Source organism: Microvirga arvi (genome assembly GCF_016892765.1).
GTDB lineage: Bacteria > Pseudomonadota > Alphaproteobacteria > Rhizobiales > Beijerinckiaceae > Microvirga > Microvirga arvi.
Genome location: NZ_JAFEMD010000082.1, coordinates 1 through 20,266, shown reverse-complemented (window position 1 = coordinate 20,266; position 20,266 = coordinate 1). Strand labels below are relative to the sequence as shown.

21 protein-coding genes and 1 pseudogene are annotated in these 20,266 nt (G+C 62.0%); 10 read left to right on the top strand and 12 right to left on the bottom strand.

From position 1 onward, the window contains the following. The coding region (locus tag ILT44_RS31270; protein ID WP_204242787.1) for a VCBS domain-containing protein at positions 1–1,596 on the top strand (1,596 nt) is incomplete at its 5' end. 374 nt (positions 1,597–1,970) lie between these two features. Beyond that, entirely contained in the window at positions 1,971–2,798 is an 828-nt protein-coding gene (locus ILT44_RS31660) for a calcium-binding protein (protein WP_204242786.1), read from the top strand. A gap of 551 nt (positions 2,799–3,349) precedes the next feature. Here the strand turns inward: ILT44_RS31660 and ILT44_RS27420 are convergent. Further along, positions 3,350–3,658, bottom strand: coding sequence for a hypothetical protein (locus tag ILT44_RS27420; RefSeq protein WP_204242785.1), 309 nt, complete (start codon positions 3,656–3,658; stop codon positions 3,350–3,352). A 552-nt stretch (positions 3,659–4,210) separates the two neighbouring features. Beyond that, positions 4,211–4,438, bottom strand: coding sequence for a hypothetical protein (locus ILT44_RS27415; protein WP_204242784.1), 228 nt, complete (start codon positions 4,436–4,438; stop codon positions 4,211–4,213). A gap of 146 nt (positions 4,439–4,584) precedes the next feature. Here ILT44_RS27415 and ILT44_RS31565 point away from each other — a divergent pair, with 146 nt between their 5' ends. Further along, positions 4,585–4,710, top strand: coding sequence for a hypothetical protein (locus ILT44_RS31565; protein WP_255549942.1), 126 nt, complete (start codon positions 4,585–4,587; stop codon positions 4,708–4,710). 316 nt (positions 4,711–5,026) lie between these two features. On the opposite strand, the gene ILT44_RS27410 is transcribed toward ILT44_RS31565, so the two are convergent. The 4 genes from ILT44_RS27410 to ILT44_RS27395 form a co-directional block, all read right to left on the bottom strand. After that, the gene (locus ILT44_RS27410) at positions 5,027–5,464 is read right to left on the bottom strand and encodes a c-type cytochrome (protein WP_204242783.1); all 438 of its coding nucleotides are present in this window, start codon (positions 5,462–5,464) and stop codon (positions 5,027–5,029) included. A gap of 226 nt (positions 5,465–5,690) precedes the next feature. Then, complete coding sequence (locus tag ILT44_RS27405) at positions 5,691–5,885, bottom strand: helix-turn-helix domain-containing protein (RefSeq protein WP_204242782.1); 195 nt, start codon at positions 5,883–5,885, stop codon at positions 5,691–5,693. Continuing rightward, positions 5,843–6,406 carry a Crp/Fnr family transcriptional regulator gene (locus ILT44_RS27400; protein ID WP_204242781.1) on the bottom strand — a complete coding sequence of 188 codons (564 nt, stop codon included), beginning with the start codon at positions 6,404–6,406 and terminating at the stop codon, positions 5,843–5,845. Before ILT44_RS27400 ends, ILT44_RS27405 begins: the two co-directional genes overlap by 43 nt. Positions 6,407–7,171: 765 nt before the next feature. After that, positions 7,172–8,482 (bottom strand): site-specific integrase, encoded by a 1,311-nt coding sequence (locus tag ILT44_RS27395; RefSeq protein WP_204242780.1) that lies wholly within the window; start codon positions 8,480–8,482, stop codon positions 7,172–7,174. Positions 8,483–9,112: 630 nt separating this feature from the next. Here ILT44_RS27395 and ILT44_RS27390 point away from each other — a divergent pair. After that, a complete protein-coding gene (locus tag ILT44_RS27390) occupies positions 9,113–9,532 on the top strand; it encodes a hypothetical protein (protein WP_204242779.1) in 420 nt (139 codons plus the stop codon). Between the two features lie 4 nt (positions 9,533–9,536). Here the strand turns inward: ILT44_RS27390 and ILT44_RS27385 are convergent, their stop codons facing one another. Next, on the bottom strand, positions 9,537–10,421 hold the full coding sequence (locus ILT44_RS27385) for a hypothetical protein (protein ID WP_204242778.1): 885 nt from the start codon (positions 10,419–10,421) through the stop codon (positions 9,537–9,539). 135 nt (positions 10,422–10,556) lie between these two features. On the opposite strand from ILT44_RS27385, the gene ILT44_RS27380 reads away from it, so the two are divergent. The 4 genes from ILT44_RS27380 to ILT44_RS27365 all read left to right on the top strand — a co-directional run bounded on the left by ILT44_RS27380 (position 10,557) and on the right by ILT44_RS27365 (position 14,915). Then, positions 10,557–11,390, top strand: coding sequence for a P-loop NTPase family protein (locus tag ILT44_RS27380; RefSeq protein ID WP_204242777.1), 834 nt, complete (start codon positions 10,557–10,559; stop codon positions 11,388–11,390). Between the two features lie 741 nt (positions 11,391–12,131). Further along, positions 12,132–13,013, top strand: a complete 882-nt coding sequence (locus ILT44_RS27375) for a hypothetical protein (RefSeq protein WP_204242776.1) — start codon at positions 12,132–12,134, stop codon at positions 13,011–13,013. Between the two features lie 179 nt (positions 13,014–13,192). Further along, positions 13,193–13,651, top strand: a complete 459-nt coding sequence (locus ILT44_RS27370) for a hypothetical protein (protein ID WP_204242775.1) — start codon at positions 13,193–13,195, stop codon at positions 13,649–13,651. 943 nt (positions 13,652–14,594) lie between these two features. Further along, positions 14,595–14,915 (top strand): hypothetical protein, encoded by a 321-nt coding sequence (locus tag ILT44_RS27365; protein WP_204242774.1) that lies wholly within the window; start codon positions 14,595–14,597, stop codon positions 14,913–14,915. A gap of 137 nt (positions 14,916–15,052) precedes the next feature. Here ILT44_RS27365 and ILT44_RS27360 read toward each other — a convergent pair whose 3' ends face one another. Continuing rightward, positions 15,053–15,328: an AbrB/MazE/SpoVT family DNA-binding domain-containing protein gene (locus tag ILT44_RS27360; protein ID WP_204242773.1), complete on the bottom strand. Its 276-nt coding sequence runs from the start codon at positions 15,326–15,328 to the stop codon at positions 15,053–15,055. A gap of 773 nt (positions 15,329–16,101) precedes the next feature. Between ILT44_RS27360 and ILT44_RS27355 the strand changes: the two genes are divergently transcribed. Continuing rightward, entirely contained in the window at positions 16,102–16,470 is a 369-nt protein-coding gene (locus ILT44_RS27355) for a nucleotidyltransferase domain-containing protein (RefSeq protein WP_204242772.1), read from the top strand. A gap of 380 nt (positions 16,471–16,850) precedes the next feature. Here ILT44_RS27355 and ILT44_RS27350 read toward each other — a convergent pair whose 3' ends face one another. The 4 genes from ILT44_RS27350 to ILT44_RS27335 all read right to left on the bottom strand — a co-directional run bounded on the left by ILT44_RS27350 (position 16,851) and on the right by ILT44_RS27335 (position 19,680). Continuing rightward, positions 16,851–17,114, bottom strand: a complete 264-nt coding sequence (locus ILT44_RS27350; protein ID WP_204242771.1) for a hypothetical protein — start codon at positions 17,112–17,114, stop codon at positions 16,851–16,853. Positions 17,115–17,343: 229 nt separating this feature from the next. Next, positions 17,344–17,619 carry a hypothetical protein gene (locus tag ILT44_RS27345; RefSeq protein ID WP_204242770.1) on the bottom strand — a complete coding sequence of 92 codons (276 nt, stop codon included), beginning with the start codon at positions 17,617–17,619 and terminating at the stop codon, positions 17,344–17,346. 514 nt (positions 17,620–18,133) lie between these two features. Next, positions 18,134–18,622 (bottom strand): hypothetical protein, encoded by a 489-nt coding sequence (locus ILT44_RS27340; RefSeq protein WP_204242769.1) that lies wholly within the window; start codon positions 18,620–18,622, stop codon positions 18,134–18,136. A 350-nt stretch (positions 18,623–18,972) separates the two neighbouring features. Continuing rightward, positions 18,973–19,680, bottom strand: coding sequence for a YecA/YgfB family protein (locus tag ILT44_RS27335; protein ID WP_204242768.1), 708 nt, complete (start codon positions 19,678–19,680; stop codon positions 18,973–18,975). 455 nt (positions 19,681–20,135) lie between these two features. Between ILT44_RS27335 and ILT44_RS31255 the strand changes: the two are divergent. Beyond that, positions 20,136–20,266 (top strand): annotated as a pseudogene (locus ILT44_RS31255) (UTP--glucose-1-phosphate uridylyltransferase); the annotation flags it as partial.

Here is a 20,266-nt window from a genome sequence, read left to right as displayed (position 1 = left end):
AACGCTGCCGCGCAGGTGCTCAAGGCGGGCGAGGAGGTTGCGCAGACGCTCACGGTCGAGAGCCTCGACGGCACGGCGTCGCACGCCATCACCGTCAAGGTCACGGGAGCCAACGATGCGGCTGTGGTGAGTGCCGAGGTGGAAGGCGGCACGCATGTGGAGGATGGTGACGCGTTCAGTGTCGATCTTCTCGCCCACGCGTCCGAGGTCGACCATGATGCAGTCCTCACCATCAAGGATGGTGAGGCCGGCATTGCGGCAACGGTGATCACCGGCGAGTGGGCAGTCCCGCTGCAGTTCACCCTGGTGGACAGCACGCTCAGTATTGATCCGGCGCAGTTCCAGGCTCTGGCCGAAGGCGAGATCCTGGAGGTCGTCCTCAGCTATGTGGTCAGCGACGGCTTGGGCGGCGAGGCGCCGGCCACGGCCCGCTTCACCATCACCGGCACCAACGATGACGCCGTGGTCACGGTGGATGCGGGTACAGTCAACGACCGGGCGGTGAGGGAGGCCGGCGGCGTGGCCAACGCCACGGCCGGCGATGCCTCGGCCTCGGGCCGGCTCACGGTGGCGGACGTGGACACGGGCGAGGCGGTGTTCCGGGCTCCGGCCTCCCTGAACGGCACCTACGGCACGTTTGTCTTCGATGCGGCCACAGGCACGTGGAGCTATGCGCTCGACAACAGCCGCACGGCCACCCAGGCGCTGAGCGGCGGCCAGACGGTGTCAGACACGCTGACGGTGACCTCACACGACGGCACCGCCTCGCACGCCATCGCGGTCACCCTCACGGGCGCCAACGATGCGGCGACCAATGTGTCGCTGACCGCCAACCTCGTCGCAGAAAACAGCTGGGCCGGCACGGTGGTGGGCTCCCTGTCCAGCACCGATGCGGATAGCGGCGACACCCATACCTACCAGTTGATCGATGGGGCCGGCGGGCGCTTTACCCTTTCGGGCAACACCCTCGTAGTGACCAATAATTCTCTGCTCGACTATGAGCAGGCGTCAAGCCACACGGTGGTGGTGCGCAGCTCCGACCAGAACGGCCTGAGCCTGGACCAAATCCTGACAGTGACCCTGCAGGACGTCTGGAATGAGACCGCGACCGGTACAGCCCGCAATGACGTGGTGACCGGAGGTGGCGGCAATGACAGGCTCTCAGGCGGCAGCGGCAATGACATCCTGAGCGCGGGTGGCGGCAAGGACGTGCTCGATGGCGGGACGGGCAACGACCGTCTGGTCGGCGGCCTGGGACAGGACGTGCTCACCGGCGGCAAAGGCCGGGATGTGTTCGCCTTCGGCAATAAGGAGACCGGCACGACCAAGGGGACGGCCGATTTCATCACCGACTTCTCGGGGAAGGCAGGCGACAAGATCGACCTGAAAGCGATTGATGCCGACGTGAAGAAGAAGGGCGACCAGGCCTTCAGCTTCATCGGCCAGAGCGCCTTCAGCAAGGCCGGTCAGGTCCGCTACGAGAAGACCAGCAAGGAGACTTATGTCTACCTCAACACCGACAGCGACAAGGCGGCCGAAAGCGTGATCAAGCTGAAAGGCAGCATCGACCTGCAGAAAGGATGGTTCGTTCTGTAAGCAGCCTGAAGAGCATCAAGGCTCGTGAGGGTCTCGGCGAAGAAGGAGAGAGCGGGCGATCCCCGCTCTCTGTCCTTGAGGACACCGCGGCGCCTTGTCGAGCAATCATTGCTGCTCGTGTTTTGAGGGGGTGCGGCCTCTGCCTGGGGTTGATCCGGTTATGGGTGTCACCAACCTCGCCGGGAACGGCTTGTATGGACCAAGCCAGAGCAAGGTGCTCGTGTGAAGCCGCGACCGAGACCCTCGGCTTTGATCCGACCAAGGTCCCATCATCGTTTCACTCTGAGCCCAGTTCATGTCAGACCTTCGGCCGTAGTGCCACGACGGATGTTGCTTAAGCTGGTGCGACCATCATCCAAGTAGGTCGATCAGGGATGTCCGACACGGCTGCACCAACTCTCAAGTCTCTAAGCTTTCCGGAGGTTATCTATCTGGATGGCGTGAGTCGCGGCATCACCCTCACGATCGGCGCAGCCGACAGTGGCTCGGGGGTCAAGGCGGCGCAGGTTTGGTTGAGCCACTCGTTCACTCAGGTGGAGAGCGATGGTCAAACGTGGGTGAGCGATACGATCTATTTCGACGGCGCGATTGACCCCTTCAACGATGGCAGCTCCACGTTCAGGTGGGTCTTGGCACCGGAGACCGAGACTGGGCTCTACGCGATCCTCAGTGTCTATCTGGTCGATGCCGAGGGGAACGAGCGCACCTATGCCCCCGCTGAGGTGAAGTCTCTTGGGGTTCGAACGAATCTCCGGATCGACGCCTTCGATAACGTATTCACGGGAGGTAAGGGTAAGGACGTCCTCAAGGGCGGATCCGGCGACGACAAACTGAACGGCGGTCTCGGACTTGATACACTCACCGGTGGCAAGGGACAGGACGCGTTCGTGTTCAGCACGAAGCCAGCCAAGACGAACCGGGACAAGGTGACCGATTTCAACACCAAGGACGACAGCCTGTGGCTTGACAATGCTGTCTTCCGAAAGCTCGGCACAGGTTCGGATGCCGTTCCGGTCCCGCTCAAGAAGGGCTTCTTCACCATTGGCAGTAAAGCCAAGGATGCAAACGACTACGTCCTCTACAACAAGACGACGGGTGTTCTCTCCTACGATGCCGATGGATCGGGTTCAACGGCGGCCGTGGCGTTTGCCCAATTGAAGAAGGGGCTTGCCCTGACATCGAGCGATTTTTTCGTCATCTGATCCGGCTGAGCGGATTTGGTTGAAAGGCAGGCTGCGGTTGAATTCCATAGATCACGGGCCAACTGTGCCGCGAGTGGCGTGCGATAGTGATCCGCCAGAACGGACGGTGTGTCAGGATCTCAGGCGTTTGTGTTCGGGAGATCGCGTGGCTTGGCCATCAAAACCCCGCGCACCCTTCTGGGGCCTCGCGGTCAAACTGAGGCAGAGCACCGAGGAGGGCGAAGGACCGGAGAAATCGTGCGTCTTCTCACACAGGACGATTTCCGCCCGGGCGGAAGATTTCGACTTCGTTACTGGTGAGGCGAAAATGTTGTGGCAACTGGACTGCTTCGCCGTTGCCGAAACGAAAGACCTTGGCTTTTACCGTCGGATCGTCCTTCGGCGTGTGTTGGCTCCCACCGCAATGGTGGTCCTGGAGCCGTGGTCAACACGCAGCCGGGCCTGTCGCAGGTGAACGCTTTTCTCAGGATGTGCCATCCCCGAAATGGCTGTCGCGCCGGCCTACCGCGGCCAAGGATGGGGCGTGGTGCGCCGGGACCCTGTGGCGAGGGCTAATAGCGGCCTCGGCGCTCGTACTCCCGCCTGATGTCGTCGAGCCTCCGGCTTAAGCCTTCAATGGCTCGTGTGACATCGCGGACGTCGTCGCGGGTGACCGGTTCTGCCTGAGGAGCAGGTGAACCTGATGATGCGACCGCCCGTTGCGCATCCGGGCAGTCAGGCCATCCATCGCGCTGGTGGCGTAGGCTCAGGGTGTTCCCCAGTTTGAAGTAGATGCATCCTGCCTCAGGATCGCGCCAGAGGGCCGGAGCCTCTTGGGCGACAACAGGGACGGTGCTGAGAAGGCCGGCAACAAGGATCATGGTTCGCATCCGTTCAGGATGACGCGAGGCGCAGGACTTGGTGAAGAGCCTCAGACGAGGTAGCGTGCGGGGCGAGGCTCGCCCGACCGAAGATGCCTGGCATGGGCCGCAATCCCGCGGCGGGGCTGCCGGTTCATTCAGCCGCGGCTTCAATGGGTGCCTATCCAGTCCGCAGCCATTGTTCGGGCGTGGTCTGGCGGCCTCGTCGTTAAGGAGAGTGCGGGATCGCACGCTCACCGCCGCAATCATCAATGGACAAAACGGCAGTAGGCGAGGACGCGAAACCGCGCGGGCGCAGACCAAAGCTGGCCTCGTTATGGGTACCAGGACGACCCCAGGTGGCAGCCACCGCCACCAAGATGACCGGGAGCTTAAACCGAGGTCAAGAAGAGTTAACAGCGTCGGTGAAACAGCTTCTGGAGCAGGGCTCGTTTAACCCGCACCTTCGTGCGACGAGCGCTGGCGCGACAAGGCCAGTCTTAATGAAGTTGAGCTGATCCAGATCAGATGGCCGCTGACGGGCCGAGTTGACCCTTGGAGCGCGGTGTAGGTTTAGAGGGTGGCGGAACGGGTCACGTGCGCTGCGGACGGCATGTTCGCGGCCGGCTCAACGCGGCGCTCGGCTCTGGTTCTCAGATAAGCCAGGAGGACGCCCGCCATAAGGGTGAAGAGGCTGCCGCCGAACGGCGCTGCAAGAAGCGCGGTGAGGACTCCGAAAGGCAAGAACACCGCAAATGTCATGAACCCGCCCAGGAGGGCTGCAACCAACAGCAAGGCCATCTCGGCTCCTTCCATAGATGTTACCACTATGAGGTAATCCCTTCTTGCCTGTCCAGTTCAGTTGCCGAAAAACTTTGCTGCAAACCTTCAGCAGATTGCCGTTGGACGGGATGCCGAGGGATCTCAGGACTGGGCCAGGGCAAGAAATGGACCGGCCCTCAGACGGTATCCTCTATTTCGGTGCTGATGGCAGCGGCAACGACAAGGGTCTTGCCATCGTCCAGTTGGAGCCCGGACAAGAGTTCTCCCGCAGCGACTTCGTTTCCATCTAAGCCAATGTCCTTACCCCACGGAGCGCGGCCCCGGCAGTTGCTATCGGGACCGTGGCGTCACATCCGGCAGATTTCAGCGGCTCTGGATAAACGGAGCATCTGAACTGCACGAAGCATGCTGCGGAGCGCCACTCAGGTAATACCGTGCCGGACCAGGTAGAGAGTTCCCGGTGAGCGTAAGACTACCCTGAACGGTCGGAGCAGCCAACGGGCGAAAGGTTTATGGGTGACATCAGCGATCAGGCTGCCCGCAGCATGACACGCGAACGGTGGCCCTTCAGGACAAGAAGGGCCGACCAGCCTGAACGTTGTAAACTCAGGAACTCTTTTTGCGGAACTCATTGTGGCAGGCGCCGCAATTCTGGAGCACCTTCGGCATCTCGGCCTTGAAGGAGGCTTCGTCCTTGATCGTCGACATGGCGGTCTGAGCGTCCTGGCTCAGCTTATTCCCGAGCGACTCGAACTTGGCCTTGTTCTCCCAGATCGTCGGCAGGGCCTCGGTCTTTTCCGCGTTCTTCGAGCTTTCCGGGAAAAGCGTGACGAACTTCTTGGGATTCTCGGCGAACACCTTCAGGCCGGCCTGGACCTTGGCGAGATCGAAAGGCTCCTGGCCGCGCATCATGGCGCCGATGGGCCGCGTCTGGGCACCCATCTCCTTCATCAGAGCCTGACGCTGCTCAACCACGCTGCTTTCGGCAATCGCAGCAGTCACTCCGAGCGCCAGAAGGCTGGCGACGAACATTGTACGCTTCATCTATCGTTTCCTCGTAATGCCGTAGACAATCATTGCAGCCCTCGTCCGTAGCCGCATGGGGATTACCGCACATATGCTTAAGCTTGTACAGAATATCTGCCTATCTACTTAGGATTAGAAGGCGGGCCCACTACGAAGAGGAGATAGCCTCGTGTCAAAGCGCGGAAAGACGTCCAGAGGCGTACAATTCATCGTACCCGCTCCATGAAAGCAGACGCATTGAGACCTAGGATAGCGGCACGGGCAACAATCGGGCGAAGCTTTGACAGATCTTGCCGTGACACTCGCAGGCCATCTCTTCGAGACCCGCACGATCCACGATGCCGATGCCCCCGCGATGCTGAGCGATCAGGCCCGCTGTCTGGAACGAGCGCAGGACTATGCTGATTGTCGAGCGCTGGACCCCAGCAACTCGGCCCAATCAGCATGGGTCAAGGGCAGGATGTCATCATCAATCCGGTCCCGCGTGCTCAGGATCCAGTTGCAGCAGCGGGCCTCGACTGGGTGGACCGCATTGCAGGAGACGGTCTGGAAGGTCTGGGCCAGCAGGGCCTCATTGTAACTGAGAATGAGGTCGCGCAGCTTGGGGTGGGTGCGGAGCGCCTCTTGCATCTTCCTGAGGACAATCCTTGATGCAGTGCCCGGGACCTGCACCTTGTAGCGCCCGAAGGCGTGGCGGGATTTCAAGGCGCTGAGCAGGCCGAACAAGCCCTCCCGCCCGAAGGACGTCATCTCGGCGGCTTGGCCATCCTCCATGATGTTGATGAGGCCGACAACAGCATTGTGCGGGAAGTAGGTGTAGTGGATGGGATCACCGGCCTCGTAGAGTACAGTGCCCTTTGGCAGGGGCACGATCTCAAGGTCCGGATCAAGATAGGCCAGTTCCTCGGGCTCCAGAGCAGCCAAGAGCCAATTGATCCGGTGATCTGCCGGCTGTGCCATGACACATTCTCCGGCCTCTCAGCTCAGAGCTAACCTGCAGGCTGGTCAAATCAATGAGTTGCGGCACATCGCGTTTCGGCCCATCGAGCCATGTCAGCCCGCAGGTTGAGACGTTGGCGGTCTAAGGAGTATGGCGGACAAGCCTCATCTGCGTAGCCCCGTCAACCAGAAGCTATCTAAGCGATGCACTGCGCTTTTCAGGACAAGCTGCGGGGATTTGAACAGCAGGGTTCAGTAGGCCAGACGCTGCCACCATCAACGACGGGCGCAAGCCTCCGGGGTCAGTCTCACTTGGACGGGTTGCGCCCCATTCCCTGTTGCTTCTGGAACGCAATCGCCTTACGGGCACACTGTCGAAAATATTCCTTGGTCGTTTCAGGCTCGTTCTCCCACAGCCTGGCGTCATTCACTGAATAGAAGAATTGACGAGCCACATGCTCCACAGGCGAAACGTTTCTGTGCATCCTGCCTAACCAACTGATGATCATAACGGGGCCATACGTTCAAGCTTGATTGGCGCGCAAATGAGGCAAAAGCCGGGCTCAAACTAGACCGCCGATCCTTGGCGGACGAGATCTCCAACATGACGCCGGCGCATGAGGCGTGTGCCTTCCGGCATGGGATGAGCGCGTTCCCAATGCCCCGGTCAGCTGCTGTTCCCGATCTTGGCCGGGCATGACCAGGTGCTTGGTCCCCAGCATCCTCTCACGACCGGAGCCGCGGCGTCTGGGTATCGGAGCAGGGACGCCACCAACAGCCATTTTCTCAGGAGAGCTCGGCGGCGACAGCATTGCCGTCGGCCTGCGCACGGTGAGCGTGCATTCTCGTCAAGTTCTTGCCGAGCCTGCTTCGGACCATCGCGATTTCCTGCGGATCCGGCTCCGGTAGAGTGATCGTTGCGGTCTCCCCACCCCGGCGGGGGCGTCCATAGTGACTGCTGGCCGTCGCGTCGGATGCATGCCCCATCAGGGCCGCCACTGTCGCGGGATCGCCATAGCCGGCTTTGACCTGGGCCGCGAATTCGTGCCTGCAGGAGTACAGCGTGTAGTGCTGCTTCCGCTTCGGCCAGAGACCGCGGCAGAGATCGCGCAGGAGGCGCGCAAGGCCATCGAGCAGCACCTCGTAGGACCCGTTCCGATGTGCGCTCTTCGCGTGGGTGACCCAACGCACCAGAGCCTGATGGTCCTCGTCGCCGAGACTCCGCCAGCGAAGCGTCCGGAAGGCGCCATTTCCGCGCGCCCCGTCATGCTTGGCGTTGCGCACCATCATCTCCAGCGCCCATCCCTCCGGGGGCGGCCTGAACTCGACGCCGGGCCATTCCTGCGGGCGAAGACCCGCCAGGACGCCGGCCCGCAGATAATCGCTCAGCGGAGAGGCATAGCCGGATCCGGATGTGACCAGCGCCTTCTGGATCGTGTCGCGAGCCTGCTGCGGAAACCTCTTGCACTTCGTGGCGGAGGTGCGGTCCGTGCGGGTCTTTGCTCCTGCCTGACCTTCGCGCCGGAGCCGATGCAGAGCCTCCCTCAACTTCACGATCCGGCGAGCCGCGCGGGCGGTGTTTTCGCCCTGCGCCAACGCCCGCTCGCAGCAGGCGAGTGCGGCGCTGAGCTCCCAGACGACGGACGCCTTGTACAGGCGCCATGTCGCCGTGCCCCATTCCGACTTCCGGGTGATCAGCCAATCGGTAAAGCCCGCAAGCGTGGGCCGCTCCTTACTCTTTGCGAGGGTCTCGTCCCGATAGCGTTTCATGAGACCTTGGGCCCGGACCGAGTAGGCCATGCGGGTCTTTGCTGTCGGGGAATTCGGGGATCCATGCGAGTTGGCAATCCTCGTCCGGCCTCGATCACCTACGTTACTCCCCGGTTCGGTCGGCACAGGGGCTTTTTCGAGCTGCCAGGCAGCGTTCGCCGAGGGGATCAGGATCAAGGCTCTGGCACCAGGATCGGGAGCGGGGCAGGCTGGCGCCAGCACCGGCCGGCCCATTTGGAAGGAGATCGCGTCTGCCCTGTTCGATGTTTGGTGCTGGAGCGCGAGCGCCTCGGATATCCGGGCGGCAGGCACCGGGGAGGTGCTCATGGTGCTTCTTCCCACGCCGACATCGCATTGTAGCGGCAAAGGCGCGGCACCGCGGCTCCGTCCTGTCCTTACGTCTGTCCCGTGAACCATTTTAAAACACCCCCTTCGCTGGTCGCGATTGCCGGTGTCCGCAAGCGTGGTGAGTGGTGCAGCAGATCCCACCATCGGCGTCTCACCATGCGCATTCGGACATTACCAAGCGTGCCGCGGCTCCGCGCAAGACACAAACCTAGATCAATGCCTTGGGACGCTGTGCTGGACGAGGAGAGTAGGCCACGCATGACATGGCTTGGCCCTTGAACGATCACGTTCCCGTGATCATCGGAGGAGCGGCTTAGGAAACCTCGATCTCAGGAGGGGCCCTCTCGGGAAGCGGCGGTGCACCCCTAGGTCCAATTTTATCTTATTGAGTCGCACAAAGTCTCTAAATGTCTTACAGTATCCTGTGACCTTATAGTATCCTGCGGCGCGGTGCCGTTCCATTGGCCCGGGGCAGCGAATCAGAAACGGGGCAATCCAACTGCACCGTGCGGATGATCAGGGGCAGGGTCGATGACAGGAGAAGGTGGGGCGTGGCGCCCCTGGCAGGTCGTTGTGGCCTTTGCGAAGTTCGATCACCATGGAGGTCTGATGACTGAACCAGATCCGATCACACTTGCAGAATTGATCGCAAAGGACCTGGCTGGTCCGTTGGGCCCAAAAGTCGTTGCACGTGTGATGCGCAAATATATTGGTTCGCTCGACGCGCTCCGGTCTGACGGGTATACGACCGAGAGGATCTTCGAGCATGTTCTCCACCTGACACGCGAGACCGCGCCGGGTGTGACCCTCAGTGCACTTCGCCGTGCCGTGACACGCGGCCGGAATGCTCAGATGAGGCCGTTGGCGGACGCGTCTGTTACCCCCGTTCCGACGCCTGTCCCTCTGGCTGACAGAGGCCAGGAAGCCCGACCCGGCCCTGTCGCGGCGCCTCACGGCGAGGCCCGCCGCGAACTGCGCGCGCGGCTCAAGGCACGGGCGTTGAAGTTCAATCCGTTGGGATCGAGTTGAGGGTTTAGGCGGGGTCACGGTACAGCCACCAAACATCGCGGCTGCCATTGACGAAGGGGGCTCCCAGGTCGATCCGCTCGAAAACCTCGGCGTTCTTCGCATTGGGCAGGATGATCAACACGCAATCCACGGCGCTTCGCAGGCCATGGCCACGCAAGATTAGTTCGGGTGCGCGATCACGGAGGAGGTCAAGGCTGCTGGACGGCCTCACCTCGAAGGCAGCAACTGCCGGGTGTGTTCCCAAGTAACCAACGGCCCCAACCTTGCGCCGGCGCCATAATTCATCCGCCCCTTGCCACTCCAGACGCTGCCCGCTCCAGGCTCCATGCGCTGCTCCCCTGGAGCGGACCTGGGATTGGCCGCCCCCGGGCGACACCTGGGCTCCATGAACGAACCGGTGATCATGGAGAACTGAGAGCAAGGGAACCTGTTCGGCGGCACGAACCCGTGGAGTTGGGGTCCGTGAGAGGAACACCGTTGCCTCCTGTGTCGGCTTCGCCAAGCCAGTGCCGTTGGAGCTCGGCCTGGTTGGGCTAGTCATGCGGCGTGCAGCCTTCTCTCTCTCTGCCAGCATCCTTACGGGTTCAGGAGAATGGAGAAATGACATCAAGGCAGTCTCAGCGCCCTCCGCATCGTGCTTCCACCAGCGCTCGATAATTGCGAGAACAATATAGCTTAAGCTGCGAGCACGCTCTGCGAGATCAGGCTTATGGGCTTCCAGAAACTCCAGAAAGCGCAGGACGGTGACCATGCTGCGTAAGCTGGAGGGAACGTAACCGGTTTCCCGCGCGATCCCATCAAGGATGACCCTGTGCTGGCCGTGCCCAGCCCGTTCCAGCTGCGCGATGGTGCGCCGCGCGATTGTCTCCCATGGCCCATTCAGGTCCACCGTCATCTCCTGATCAATAATGCCTGCCTTTACCCTAGGGCTAAGGCCATAGCAGTTCCAGCTTGACAAGTGCCGAATTGTCTGGCTAATTGCCAAACAAGCTGATCTTCAGTCCAGCCAAGGGGACTCAAACAGATGCAAAGTTTCTTGCGCCGGGAGGCGCCGATCACGACCTCGCCGCCGAGCCTGATCGTTTTCGTTGGCACCTCGGGAGGGGCGGGCAAGACCACGGCTACGGGCCTCACGTGCACCGCGCTCACCCTGTGCGGTGTTCCGACCCGCATCATCGAACTCGATGAGCAGCGGCGTCATGCCAAGCGCCATGTCGCCGTGACGTCCGTCGACATCCCTACCTCAGCCGAACTCCGCAGCGATACGGAGGCGGACGACAAGGCACTGAGCCAAGCCTACGAGAGTACCCTTCAAGGATTCGATGCTGGCGAGGTCGTGCTGTGGGACACGGGCGCGAACACGGATGAACGGGTCGCAGCCTTTTTCGGCCGGGTGGATATGGAATCCGAACTGCCTGAAGACCGACCCGCGGTGATCGTGATCATGGTCCGGAATGACAGCGAGATGATCCGATTGGCTGCCAAGACGGAAGCAGCGTTCCGGCGCGCGATGCCCAGCGCCAGGATCGCGATTGGGGTCAACGACGCCAACTCCTATTGGTCCAAGCTGGATGCGCGCTCGGAAAACGCCGCCGAGGCGAAGGCCATTCTTGGGCCCACCATCAAGCACGGCGGCAGCCTGCATGTCCACGCCATCCCCGCCGGCCTTGCGCTGGCCATGCGGGAGAGTGACGTCGCCTGGGAAACCCTCGCTGACATGGATGCACGGCAGGCGGCGGAGTACTGGAGGGTCCCGCGTGCCGTTGCCAAGTCGCGGCAGGGGGAGCTGGCTGCCGTCCTGGAACAGGCACGCCGGGAGGTCGTGCTCCAGTTCGGATTTCCGTCAGATGCGGATTGACCAACGAAACTGGATCGAAATCGCGCATGAGCGAGAAGCCTGCCGCGAAGCGGCTCTCCGCTGGTTCTGCAGAGCGCCCGCTGAGCAAGTCGAGCGAGGGCTGAAGACCCTGGGGCAGAGCTGGTTTCCACCCGAGGTGATTGCCCGGGCGATCCAGGAGCGAGAGAGCCTGCTTGTACCAGTCGTGCCCACGAGTGGCCCGATCGAGAGCGCACTGGCACGAGCAGGCCAGGACCTTGACCTCGTTCTGGACGTCAACCCGTGGATTACACGTGCCTGGCAGAGCATCAGACAGATGCCGCAAACAGTCGGGCGGCTCTGGGGAACGGTGGTCCACTGGGGCCGCCATCGCCTCAAGGGCCTTGCAAGCGCCACCGACCGGTGCGGTGCCTCATTGGCGCGTAGAATTGGGAGAGAAACGCCGGTTCGGCCTCCTGCACGTCAGAGGTCGAACCCACCAAGACGATTTGGGCAGGAGGCCGGGATGCCTCGCTCCCCGGCAGCTTTGAGGGCTGTGGAACCGCGCCGACGAAAGCAGGACAGGCCGCCCTGATGGGCATCGCGTCGGGGAAGCCTGTGGCCGAAGAAGCAGGTCTGCCCTCGCGCTTACATGGCTGTCGGGGCCCCGCGCGGCGCCCGAACAGAACTCGCCTTATCGGCATAAGGCGCAAGCGCCAAGAGCCGATCTACCGACCGCAGTGGTTAAAGCGAACCCTCAGTCCTCGAAAGGAGATCTTCGTCATGGCCGCAGACAACGACATCACCCTCAGCGACTACGCCAAGGCCGCCAGGAACAGGGCGGCCAAGCGCACCCGGGATGCCGCGCAGGTGATCGGCGCCTTCGCCCTGTCCAGCAATGTGCCAGGGCGCTGCGACTTTGACCCTAGCCTGATGATGGGGGTGATCCTGCACGGATTGAGCGTGTGTGATACCCCAGAGACGCGCGAGGTCGCCCGTGCGGCGGGAGCGCAGGCCTTGGCACAACTCGCCGAGGAGATCGACAAGGGCCTGAACCTGCCGCAGCCGAAGCTCATGATGGCGGTCCTGGAGACGGAGCCGACAGAGGAGCTGAAGCGGCAGCTGGAGGATCTGGAATTCCGCCCCTTCAAGACCCAGTCGCCTCTGCCGCATTATGTCGGCTGGGCCACAGCCGCAAAGCTCAAGCCGATCCTTCAGCCGGTCGGGGGCACCATGGCACCCTACAAGCCGCCAGGCGGCTGGCTCGCCCGGGCCGCGATCCAGCCGGGCGCGGAGGGGCTCGAGGGAGAGGAGGTGCGCCCAGGGACAGACCTGGGCCCATCCACCGATGATCCTTCAACGAGCTTGATCTCCACAGAAATAGACCATGATCCGGCAAAGGTCATCGAAGCTCTGAGCGATCCTCAGTTCAACGGCACGTCATCGGGCGATCACACCGATGAGGAGCTGTCCAGAGCCGAGTTGCAAAGCGATGCCGCGACTTCTGTCACGCGGCACGCACGATCAGGAGGTCCGCAAGGGACAGATGCGCCTCCGCCCCTGGTCACGGGCAACCTGCCGCCAGCAACCCGCGCCAGGCGTGACCGAAACCCGCCTCCAGTCCAGCCCTCGCTGGCGGGTTCGCGCGCGCGTGGTGTTGGCTGACAAGGGCACTCAACAACCCACACGCCTAGACTGTTAAATCAATGTGACCGGAGGTTCCGATGCCGCGTTCCCCTGACACGCTGTTCTTCCTGCGCCCTGATGTCCAAATGCCGTCCGATCTCCTTGAGAGGAGTCTCTTCAGAGTCCTTGATGAGGATGCTGCATTGCTGGAGTACCTCATGGGCCAGACCAGCTTTCCGGAAGCCTTTACCTCACCGGAGGCACAAGATCATGCTCGCGGGTTCATCAACGAGTACATCGAGTTCATCCCGACCACCTGGGCTGAGGCGCAGGCTGCTGGCTTCGATCATTCGGACATCGCCGTCGGTCCTGCACTCGGGGAAATTGGCTTCGATGTGATCGCGCCAATGGTGGTTTCGGCGGCCGTCCGCAAGATGCAGCAGACTGGTGCCATCCGAAACACCGCCGGGACGATCCGCCATCCCGCTCGCGCCTCGATCACGATCAGCCGTATCCGGTACGAAATCGAGCTTGGGGGTGACAACAAGTTCCAAGTCATAGCCATTTCGCCGATTTACGATGGAGCCACGGACACGCCGCAGACCAGGGAGACAGTCCTTTGGTTGCACCGCGCCTTTGCGGCATGTGGGGACCGCTCGGCAAGGGAGCAGCCATAGGTTGCAAAACCGAAGACTTTCAGGATCCCCGGGCGGTATCCTCGCTCGGGGTGCGGGCCCGGTTCGTCCCTGGCGATCCCGGATAGGAACCGGAGCTTGCGAACCCGATCGGCCGCTCTTGCAGTGTGCCGGGAATGGGAGCATCTGGTGCGCCGGGCGGTGCACCCGCTTGGATGCAAGGCCTGCCGCAGGTCCGGCGCGGGACCGCTCTGAGCCTGTCAGCGACCAACCCTGAGAAGCTGATGCCGTTTGTCACGAGCGAGTAGGTCGGCACCACACCGCAGCACAAGCTGTGTCCGCTGCGTCGGCTGCAGGTGTGGGAGAGGACCGGCGGAGTGTGCCTGCTGTGCAAGCGCCGAATCGACGGGGTGTGAGCGCTGGATCGTGAGCACATCCGGGCGCTGGATCTCGGCCGTGCGGATGACCTTGAGAACATGGCGCCGGCCCATGAAGTGTGCGCTCTGGCGAAAACCAGGAAGGATCATCGACAGGCGGCGCGGCCGAAGCGGCAGAAGATCCTGGCACCTCGGCGCTGAGGCAACGAAACGGCCACTGCCGTTTGCGAAGGGGAACCGGTGGAAGCAGCCCCTGTCCGGGAAAATTGTTCCGCAGGAGTTGGTCTTGGTGGCCTTTCCTGCTGATTTCTCTGCACAGAGGTCAGGTAGACGGAGGGCAGGCCCAGTTGGAAGTGGCGTTGCATATCGGCCTCGGCTGGAGGTAGGTCATGGACCCGCATGTAGGTGTCGATGAAGGCCAGATACACTGACCTTTCGTGTGAGTGAAGCGGTGTTGCGCCGACGACGTCCCTTGCTCCCATCGATCCATGCAACACAGCCTCTCCGCACGACAGCGCTTGAAGGCCGCATCGGGCGCTTGACATGCAATAGCCTTGGCCAAACATTCGCTCGATGGTCCTAATCCGGCGCTAAGCTATGGCACCTCTATGAAGATCGACATTGACCAATTGACCGAGGCCGAGTTGATCGATCTCAACCACCGCATCGTCGAGCGCCTCCGCTTTCTCGACCAGATGCGTGCTCACGTGGAGATGCTGGACTTCAAGATCGGTGACCGGGTCACCTTCCAGCCTCCCGGCCAGGGGCAACTTGAGGGCATGCTGACGCGCTACAACAAGAAGACCGTGACGGTGATCACCGACACTGGGCAGAGGTGGAACGTCTCGCCCACCCTCCTCAGCAGGGTCAAGCCGGCCAAGGGCGCCACTACGGCTGGGTTCAATGTAGTTCCACTGAATAAGCGCTGACGCGCCGCCGTAGGGCCCACTCCGCCTCCAACAGAACGGTCGTGCCGACGAAGGCCGCATGACTATCGATGAGCGCTCTGGCGCGGAGCGATTGCTCCGGATGAACTTCGGTTAGGAACCGGACGCCAGCATTGGGATCAATCGCACGCATACCGCCGCTTGGCTTGAGCCACAATGCCGGCGTCCATTGCCTCAAGAGTCTTTGCGGCTCCCTTGTGAGGCAGTGATCCATACATGTCCTCCGGCTGCGTGGAGGTAAACAGCGGTGCGGCCTTCAGGAGCACGCCGTTGGGCCTGTCCTCGACCGCCAGACGCGTCCCCGGCACCCATCGCCGCTGCTCCCGGATCACCTTGGGAAGGATGATGTGTCCTTTGGCAGAGACCCTTGTGGTCAGTCGTCCAATGTCTGTCATGGGAACGCTCTCGAACGCCAGACAAGGGTGAGGTTGCCCTCGGGATGTGCCGGTACAAGCCTGCGGCGCGCCAGGGGAGGGGTGAGCGGTTGGTGCATCAGGACAACTGCGTCTGCCGCAGCCCGGATCCGACGGGCCGCTCTTGTCGGCGCCACGAGAGCCGGCGCATGCTGGTGGGCGCTTGGGCGCGGCCGTCTGCCCCGCTCTCGGTCTGCAGCGTGCGACGACGAGGGACAATGGCCGCGCCGGCCGAGACCCTCGGTTGATATGGTCCTCCGCTGATGGGAGGCCCGTCGGCCGAAGCCGGGGACCGGACGAGCGCTTGGCCTGCACATTTGTGGACCGCGGGAGGCCGATCCAGTGGCACCCCTCCTGGCGCCATGGGTTTGTTCTGCCAACAGGGGCCGAGTTTCTCAACGAAACAGATTTTACGGTATAACAAAATCTTTTTACGAGAGATCACGGATGAACCGACCATGACGTACAAAGGAGAGCAAGCACTTGTTCATGCGGCTCGCCAAGGTACACGGATCGGGCCAGCGATGGTGGCTTAGCAAAGAGGTAACGTGACACGATCTCTTCGTCGGATTGGTCTATGCTGTTCCGGCTTGGCAAAGACCTCGTTCAACGCTCGACCTCCCCTGCCGGCCTGGACATGGAGCGCCTGTAACTGCACGCACACTTGGGGTTGGAGGAGGCCGGCATGCGTACCACGATGCTTCCTCGCCAAGTTCTGGCAGCAGGCTTTCATCGCCCTCCTTGGGGGAATCTTGTTGACCACAGGTTCCCGGGTACACAGCCGCGCGCCGCGGGGCGGACTGCATCTCGACCCCGCCATTAAGATCGCGGCTCTTCGCTTGGCCGAGGCAACAGATGCTGAGGCGATCGCGCTGTTTGGCAGCAGGGTTCGCGGCAACAGCGATGACGACGGTGATTGGGATTTCTGCGTAAACCTGCCCGACCGTGTTGAGTGGGGGCGCTTCATCCCCGCCACCCTCCGGCCGCTGTTGTCTGACCTCTGGATCCCGATCCGGCGCTCGGTGGTTGAGGCGACAAAGACCAGGATCAACAATCCCTGCCATGACATTGCCAGGGATGGTGTGGTGATCCATGGTTGGCTTGGGCGGACTGCCGCAGCGTGAGTTCTGCCGCAACGGCTTGGCTGGAGAGGATGGAAGACCTCGATACGGTCGGACGGTCCCATGCCGGAGCAGGTCTGCGCAACCTTGCCCGCTAGGTGGGCGAGAGGGACTTGCCGTATGCATCGAGGAGGACTGCGATTTCGCCCGGCATTGCGATCAGCGGCTTCATCGACATGATGTCAAACGTTATGTGAGGCCGCTGGAAGAGCGCCAAGCAGATCTCTTTGGAGTCGTACCGGGACTGGTACGCGATTCCGTCCGGCTGGTCTGGATGGTCCCAGAGGGGATCCGCTCACAAGCCGCAGGGCTCACCCGTGGAGATCGCATTGTCAGTGCCCGCCGTCTGCGGGCCGGCGCTATAGAGCTTCACGATACGCAGGTCACGCTGGCAGACCCGGTTCGGTTGCGGCGCGATCCATGATGTCTGACATAGCAACTATCAGGCGCTGCGGGTTGCGCAACAGCGTTTCCGCCACCGCACCGGCGCGGCTCAGGCTGACATGCAGCACGCCGAAACGGCTGCTCGCGCGGTCAAAGCGGTAGGTCGGCGGGACGCTCGGACCGGGCCCAGGGAACACTACGCCGAGCGAGGTGCGGTGGATCCGGTGCAGCAAGGTGCCGGCTGACAGGACGTCGAGCGGCAAGCGATCCCGGCCTAAACTTCCAAAGAATCAACGCTTTTGAGCCTAGCCGCGGCTTTGGGGCAATGTGAGACATGGTAACGGTTGACGCGGCGGCTCCTCTTAGTAAGCCATAACCCGACGGGGCCTCACAACCATCGTGTGAGGGAGATCCGCACAGGGCTGATCACCCGGTGCTTCCCCGGATTTGAATGACTCCGCCTCTGGTCCGGCATCCCAGCGGCCGCGTGGATCACGCGGGGCTTGCGCCGTGGCGGCTAGCCGAGGCTCGCAGGCCCTGGATGGGAATGTCGCTACTGGCGCCTGCCGCGGAGGTCTTGCCGCTGGCGATCTCGCGCAGGATGGCCTGACGGATCCGCTCTTTGAACGCCAACCAAGAGCCGAGCGCCGCGCCACAGCTGGCACAGGCCAAGTCCGCGGCACCATGGATCTCGTCCGGGACCCGTATGGAGGGGCTGCCGCAGGCGGTGTAGGCAAAGGACGAGGTGGTCCACGAACTGTCAACCATCAACGCGTCCTCCTTGGCGAGGCTCGGCAAGGCTCGAATATTTGAACAGGCCAGGCCGGTTCGTCAAATGCGCGGATGGGGCAGGGGCGTCCTTGCCTTGGGCGAGGAACGTTTATTATGGCTCAAGCATGTGTCGACGTCCGGGTTGCTGATGATCGAAAGAGTGTGAGGGTCCAGATTGGTCCCGTCGACGGGCCATCCTCTCCCGTGGGGTTAGACCTTGAGCAACTCACTAAGGTGGTCACCTTGCTAGAGCAGCCACGACAGCGAATGATCAATGGCGTACCAGTCGAGCCTCTTGAGGGTCCGACGGTGGAAACTATCAGCGCACTATCCTGATACATCCAAGTTGCCCAAATCGATGGCTCGCTTCTCCTGTCCGATCATCGTTCCTACGGGCCTATCGCCTTTGCGATCCCAGAGACGATGTCGCTAAGATCGTCTGCATCTTGAGGGCCACCTTGCCCTTCCCGCAGATCAGCCGGGGAAGCCGCATTAAGAGGCTCAGTGCTCTTCACGAGGGCTTCGCCGGATAACAGGGTTCGAACGTGCTTTTCAGGGGGTGCGGGTTCCATCCTTGATGAGCGTCTGACCTCGCTCCGCTTTGCCCCGACCACCGGAGTTCGAAATGAGTCGCCACGTCTTGATCGTTCAACCCGACTAAGCCGCACCCGCGATGGAACCGATGAAAGATGTAAGGGACATCCTCTTCCTCAAGCCAACGGATAACTTGAAGCCTCAATGCTGTCTTGCGCTCGTTCCAGACATCCCAATCATTGACGACGAACACATAGGGCCAGATTTTGGCGTAGGCTTCAGCCTCGTAACAGGCGAACGACGCCAGTTCCTCATCACGCAATGTGTCCACGATGGCCTTCTTGATCCCTTCCAGATCCATCATCGCCCACACCTCACAGTCTCGATCATGCGCGTTGCGGTCGGGCCAGTGCTCCAATGCCGCAGACGAGCGAGTCTCATCCATTTTGGGTAAACGGGCGCTCATTCGGGTGGTTCCGGTTGTATACCCCTTGCAGTGCCGGGCGAGCGATCTAGGCGACCGTCTCCGACCTTGCCGGCCAACCCGCCCGCACCTGGTCCACTGAGCGGGAACCCGCGTGCGCGGCGCGAACCGCTCTGACGATGGCTAGGGAACAATGCGGCCCGTGCTTCAACGGCCGTAAGGGCGGCAACGGGAGGACTCCTTCGCTGGGGATGATCGGCCACTTGAGGCGGAGATCTGACGAGCCTCACGCAACGGTTTCAGGAGGTCCAAGTGACCAAGCGGCCATTACCCTTCGGAAAAGGCCGGAGCCCGATTCGAGTGCAAAGATCGGCCAGACGTGCCGATCCGCATCAGTGCAGGGTGGGTTTGCCGCAGCACCGCTTGTATTTCTTCCCGGACCCGCAGGGGCACGGATCATTGCGCCCGGTTTTGGGAACGGTGCGGCGGTACGTGGAGTGTCCACCCCTGAACTCTGTGGGCATGCGTCGGATTGGGTCGAAGTAGCGATAGATCCCCATGACCCCGGCAGCGGCGCCCGCGATGAGTTGTTCGCGCCGGTCCGCATCCACCGGCTCCCGATACGGCCGCATGGTCGGATCGGGGTCGTGCTCATGCGCCAGCGCCAAGCTCGGCACAAGCCAGCCCCCATGATCCTCGTCATCGAGGAGGTCAGCCCAGTCCTCTCGTCGCAGTGCCATGCCGCGCATGAACCCTTGCGCCCAATCGTTCGCAAGGGCGATGCCGTGTTCGTCCTCCAGCAGCAACGGCAAATGCACATCACCGGATTGCAAAGTATCGGCGACGACATTCCAATGCCGCATGAGAAGATCCAGGAAATCTTTGAGTTGCTCCTGACTCGAGAAGGCCTCCTCGTCAGCCATCTCGCCTCCCCAAATCTCCGGCAGGTAGTCGCTTGGGGGCACAACGGCGGGGCCGCAGATGAGGGCAGCGAAGAAGCCATCAAGTACTTCTAAATTCATCGCATGCTCATCACGGAACCGGCTGAGAACAGACGATAGGCGGTCGTATTCGGCCTCTGTCAGGGGGCTTGCCGTCATTGGGTGCCTCTCATGCTCTTGCCAGGAAAGTTCTGCTCATACTGACGCGTGTCAATCTCTAGCATGCCGGTGCGAGCCCTCAAGAGGTCGGTTTGCTGATCATCGCCACCGAGCAGGGCGTGCCGCATGATCAGACCGCGGACCAGATCTGGCCGCATCACGGTCCCGATGGCGCGATGCCAACAGGACAGCGACCGCCGTGCGTAGCTGGAGATGGGTGTCCAGCACCACCTTCATCCGGTCGCACCGCTGAACCGGTGGTCGATGGGCGCGCTGCCGATCCGGTCGAAGGGGGCCGGCACGGCAACGGGCTTAGCCAAGAAGCCAAGCCCGCGGCGTGATCCTGCCGCTGGGGGGGTGTAAATGTTCAGGCAATCAAACCTTGACAGGTAGGGCAGCTGTCTGTCTTTGCCATCGGTATTGTTCTTCCCGCTCATTTGTTAATGGCTCTTCCAATGAAGCGTATCCGCAAAGCAGTCCTCCCTGTCGCCGGTCTCGGCACCCGGTTCCTGCCGGCCACCAAGGCCGTGCCCAAGGAGATGCTGTGCGTCGTCGACCGGCCCGTGGTGCAGCACGTCGTCGATGA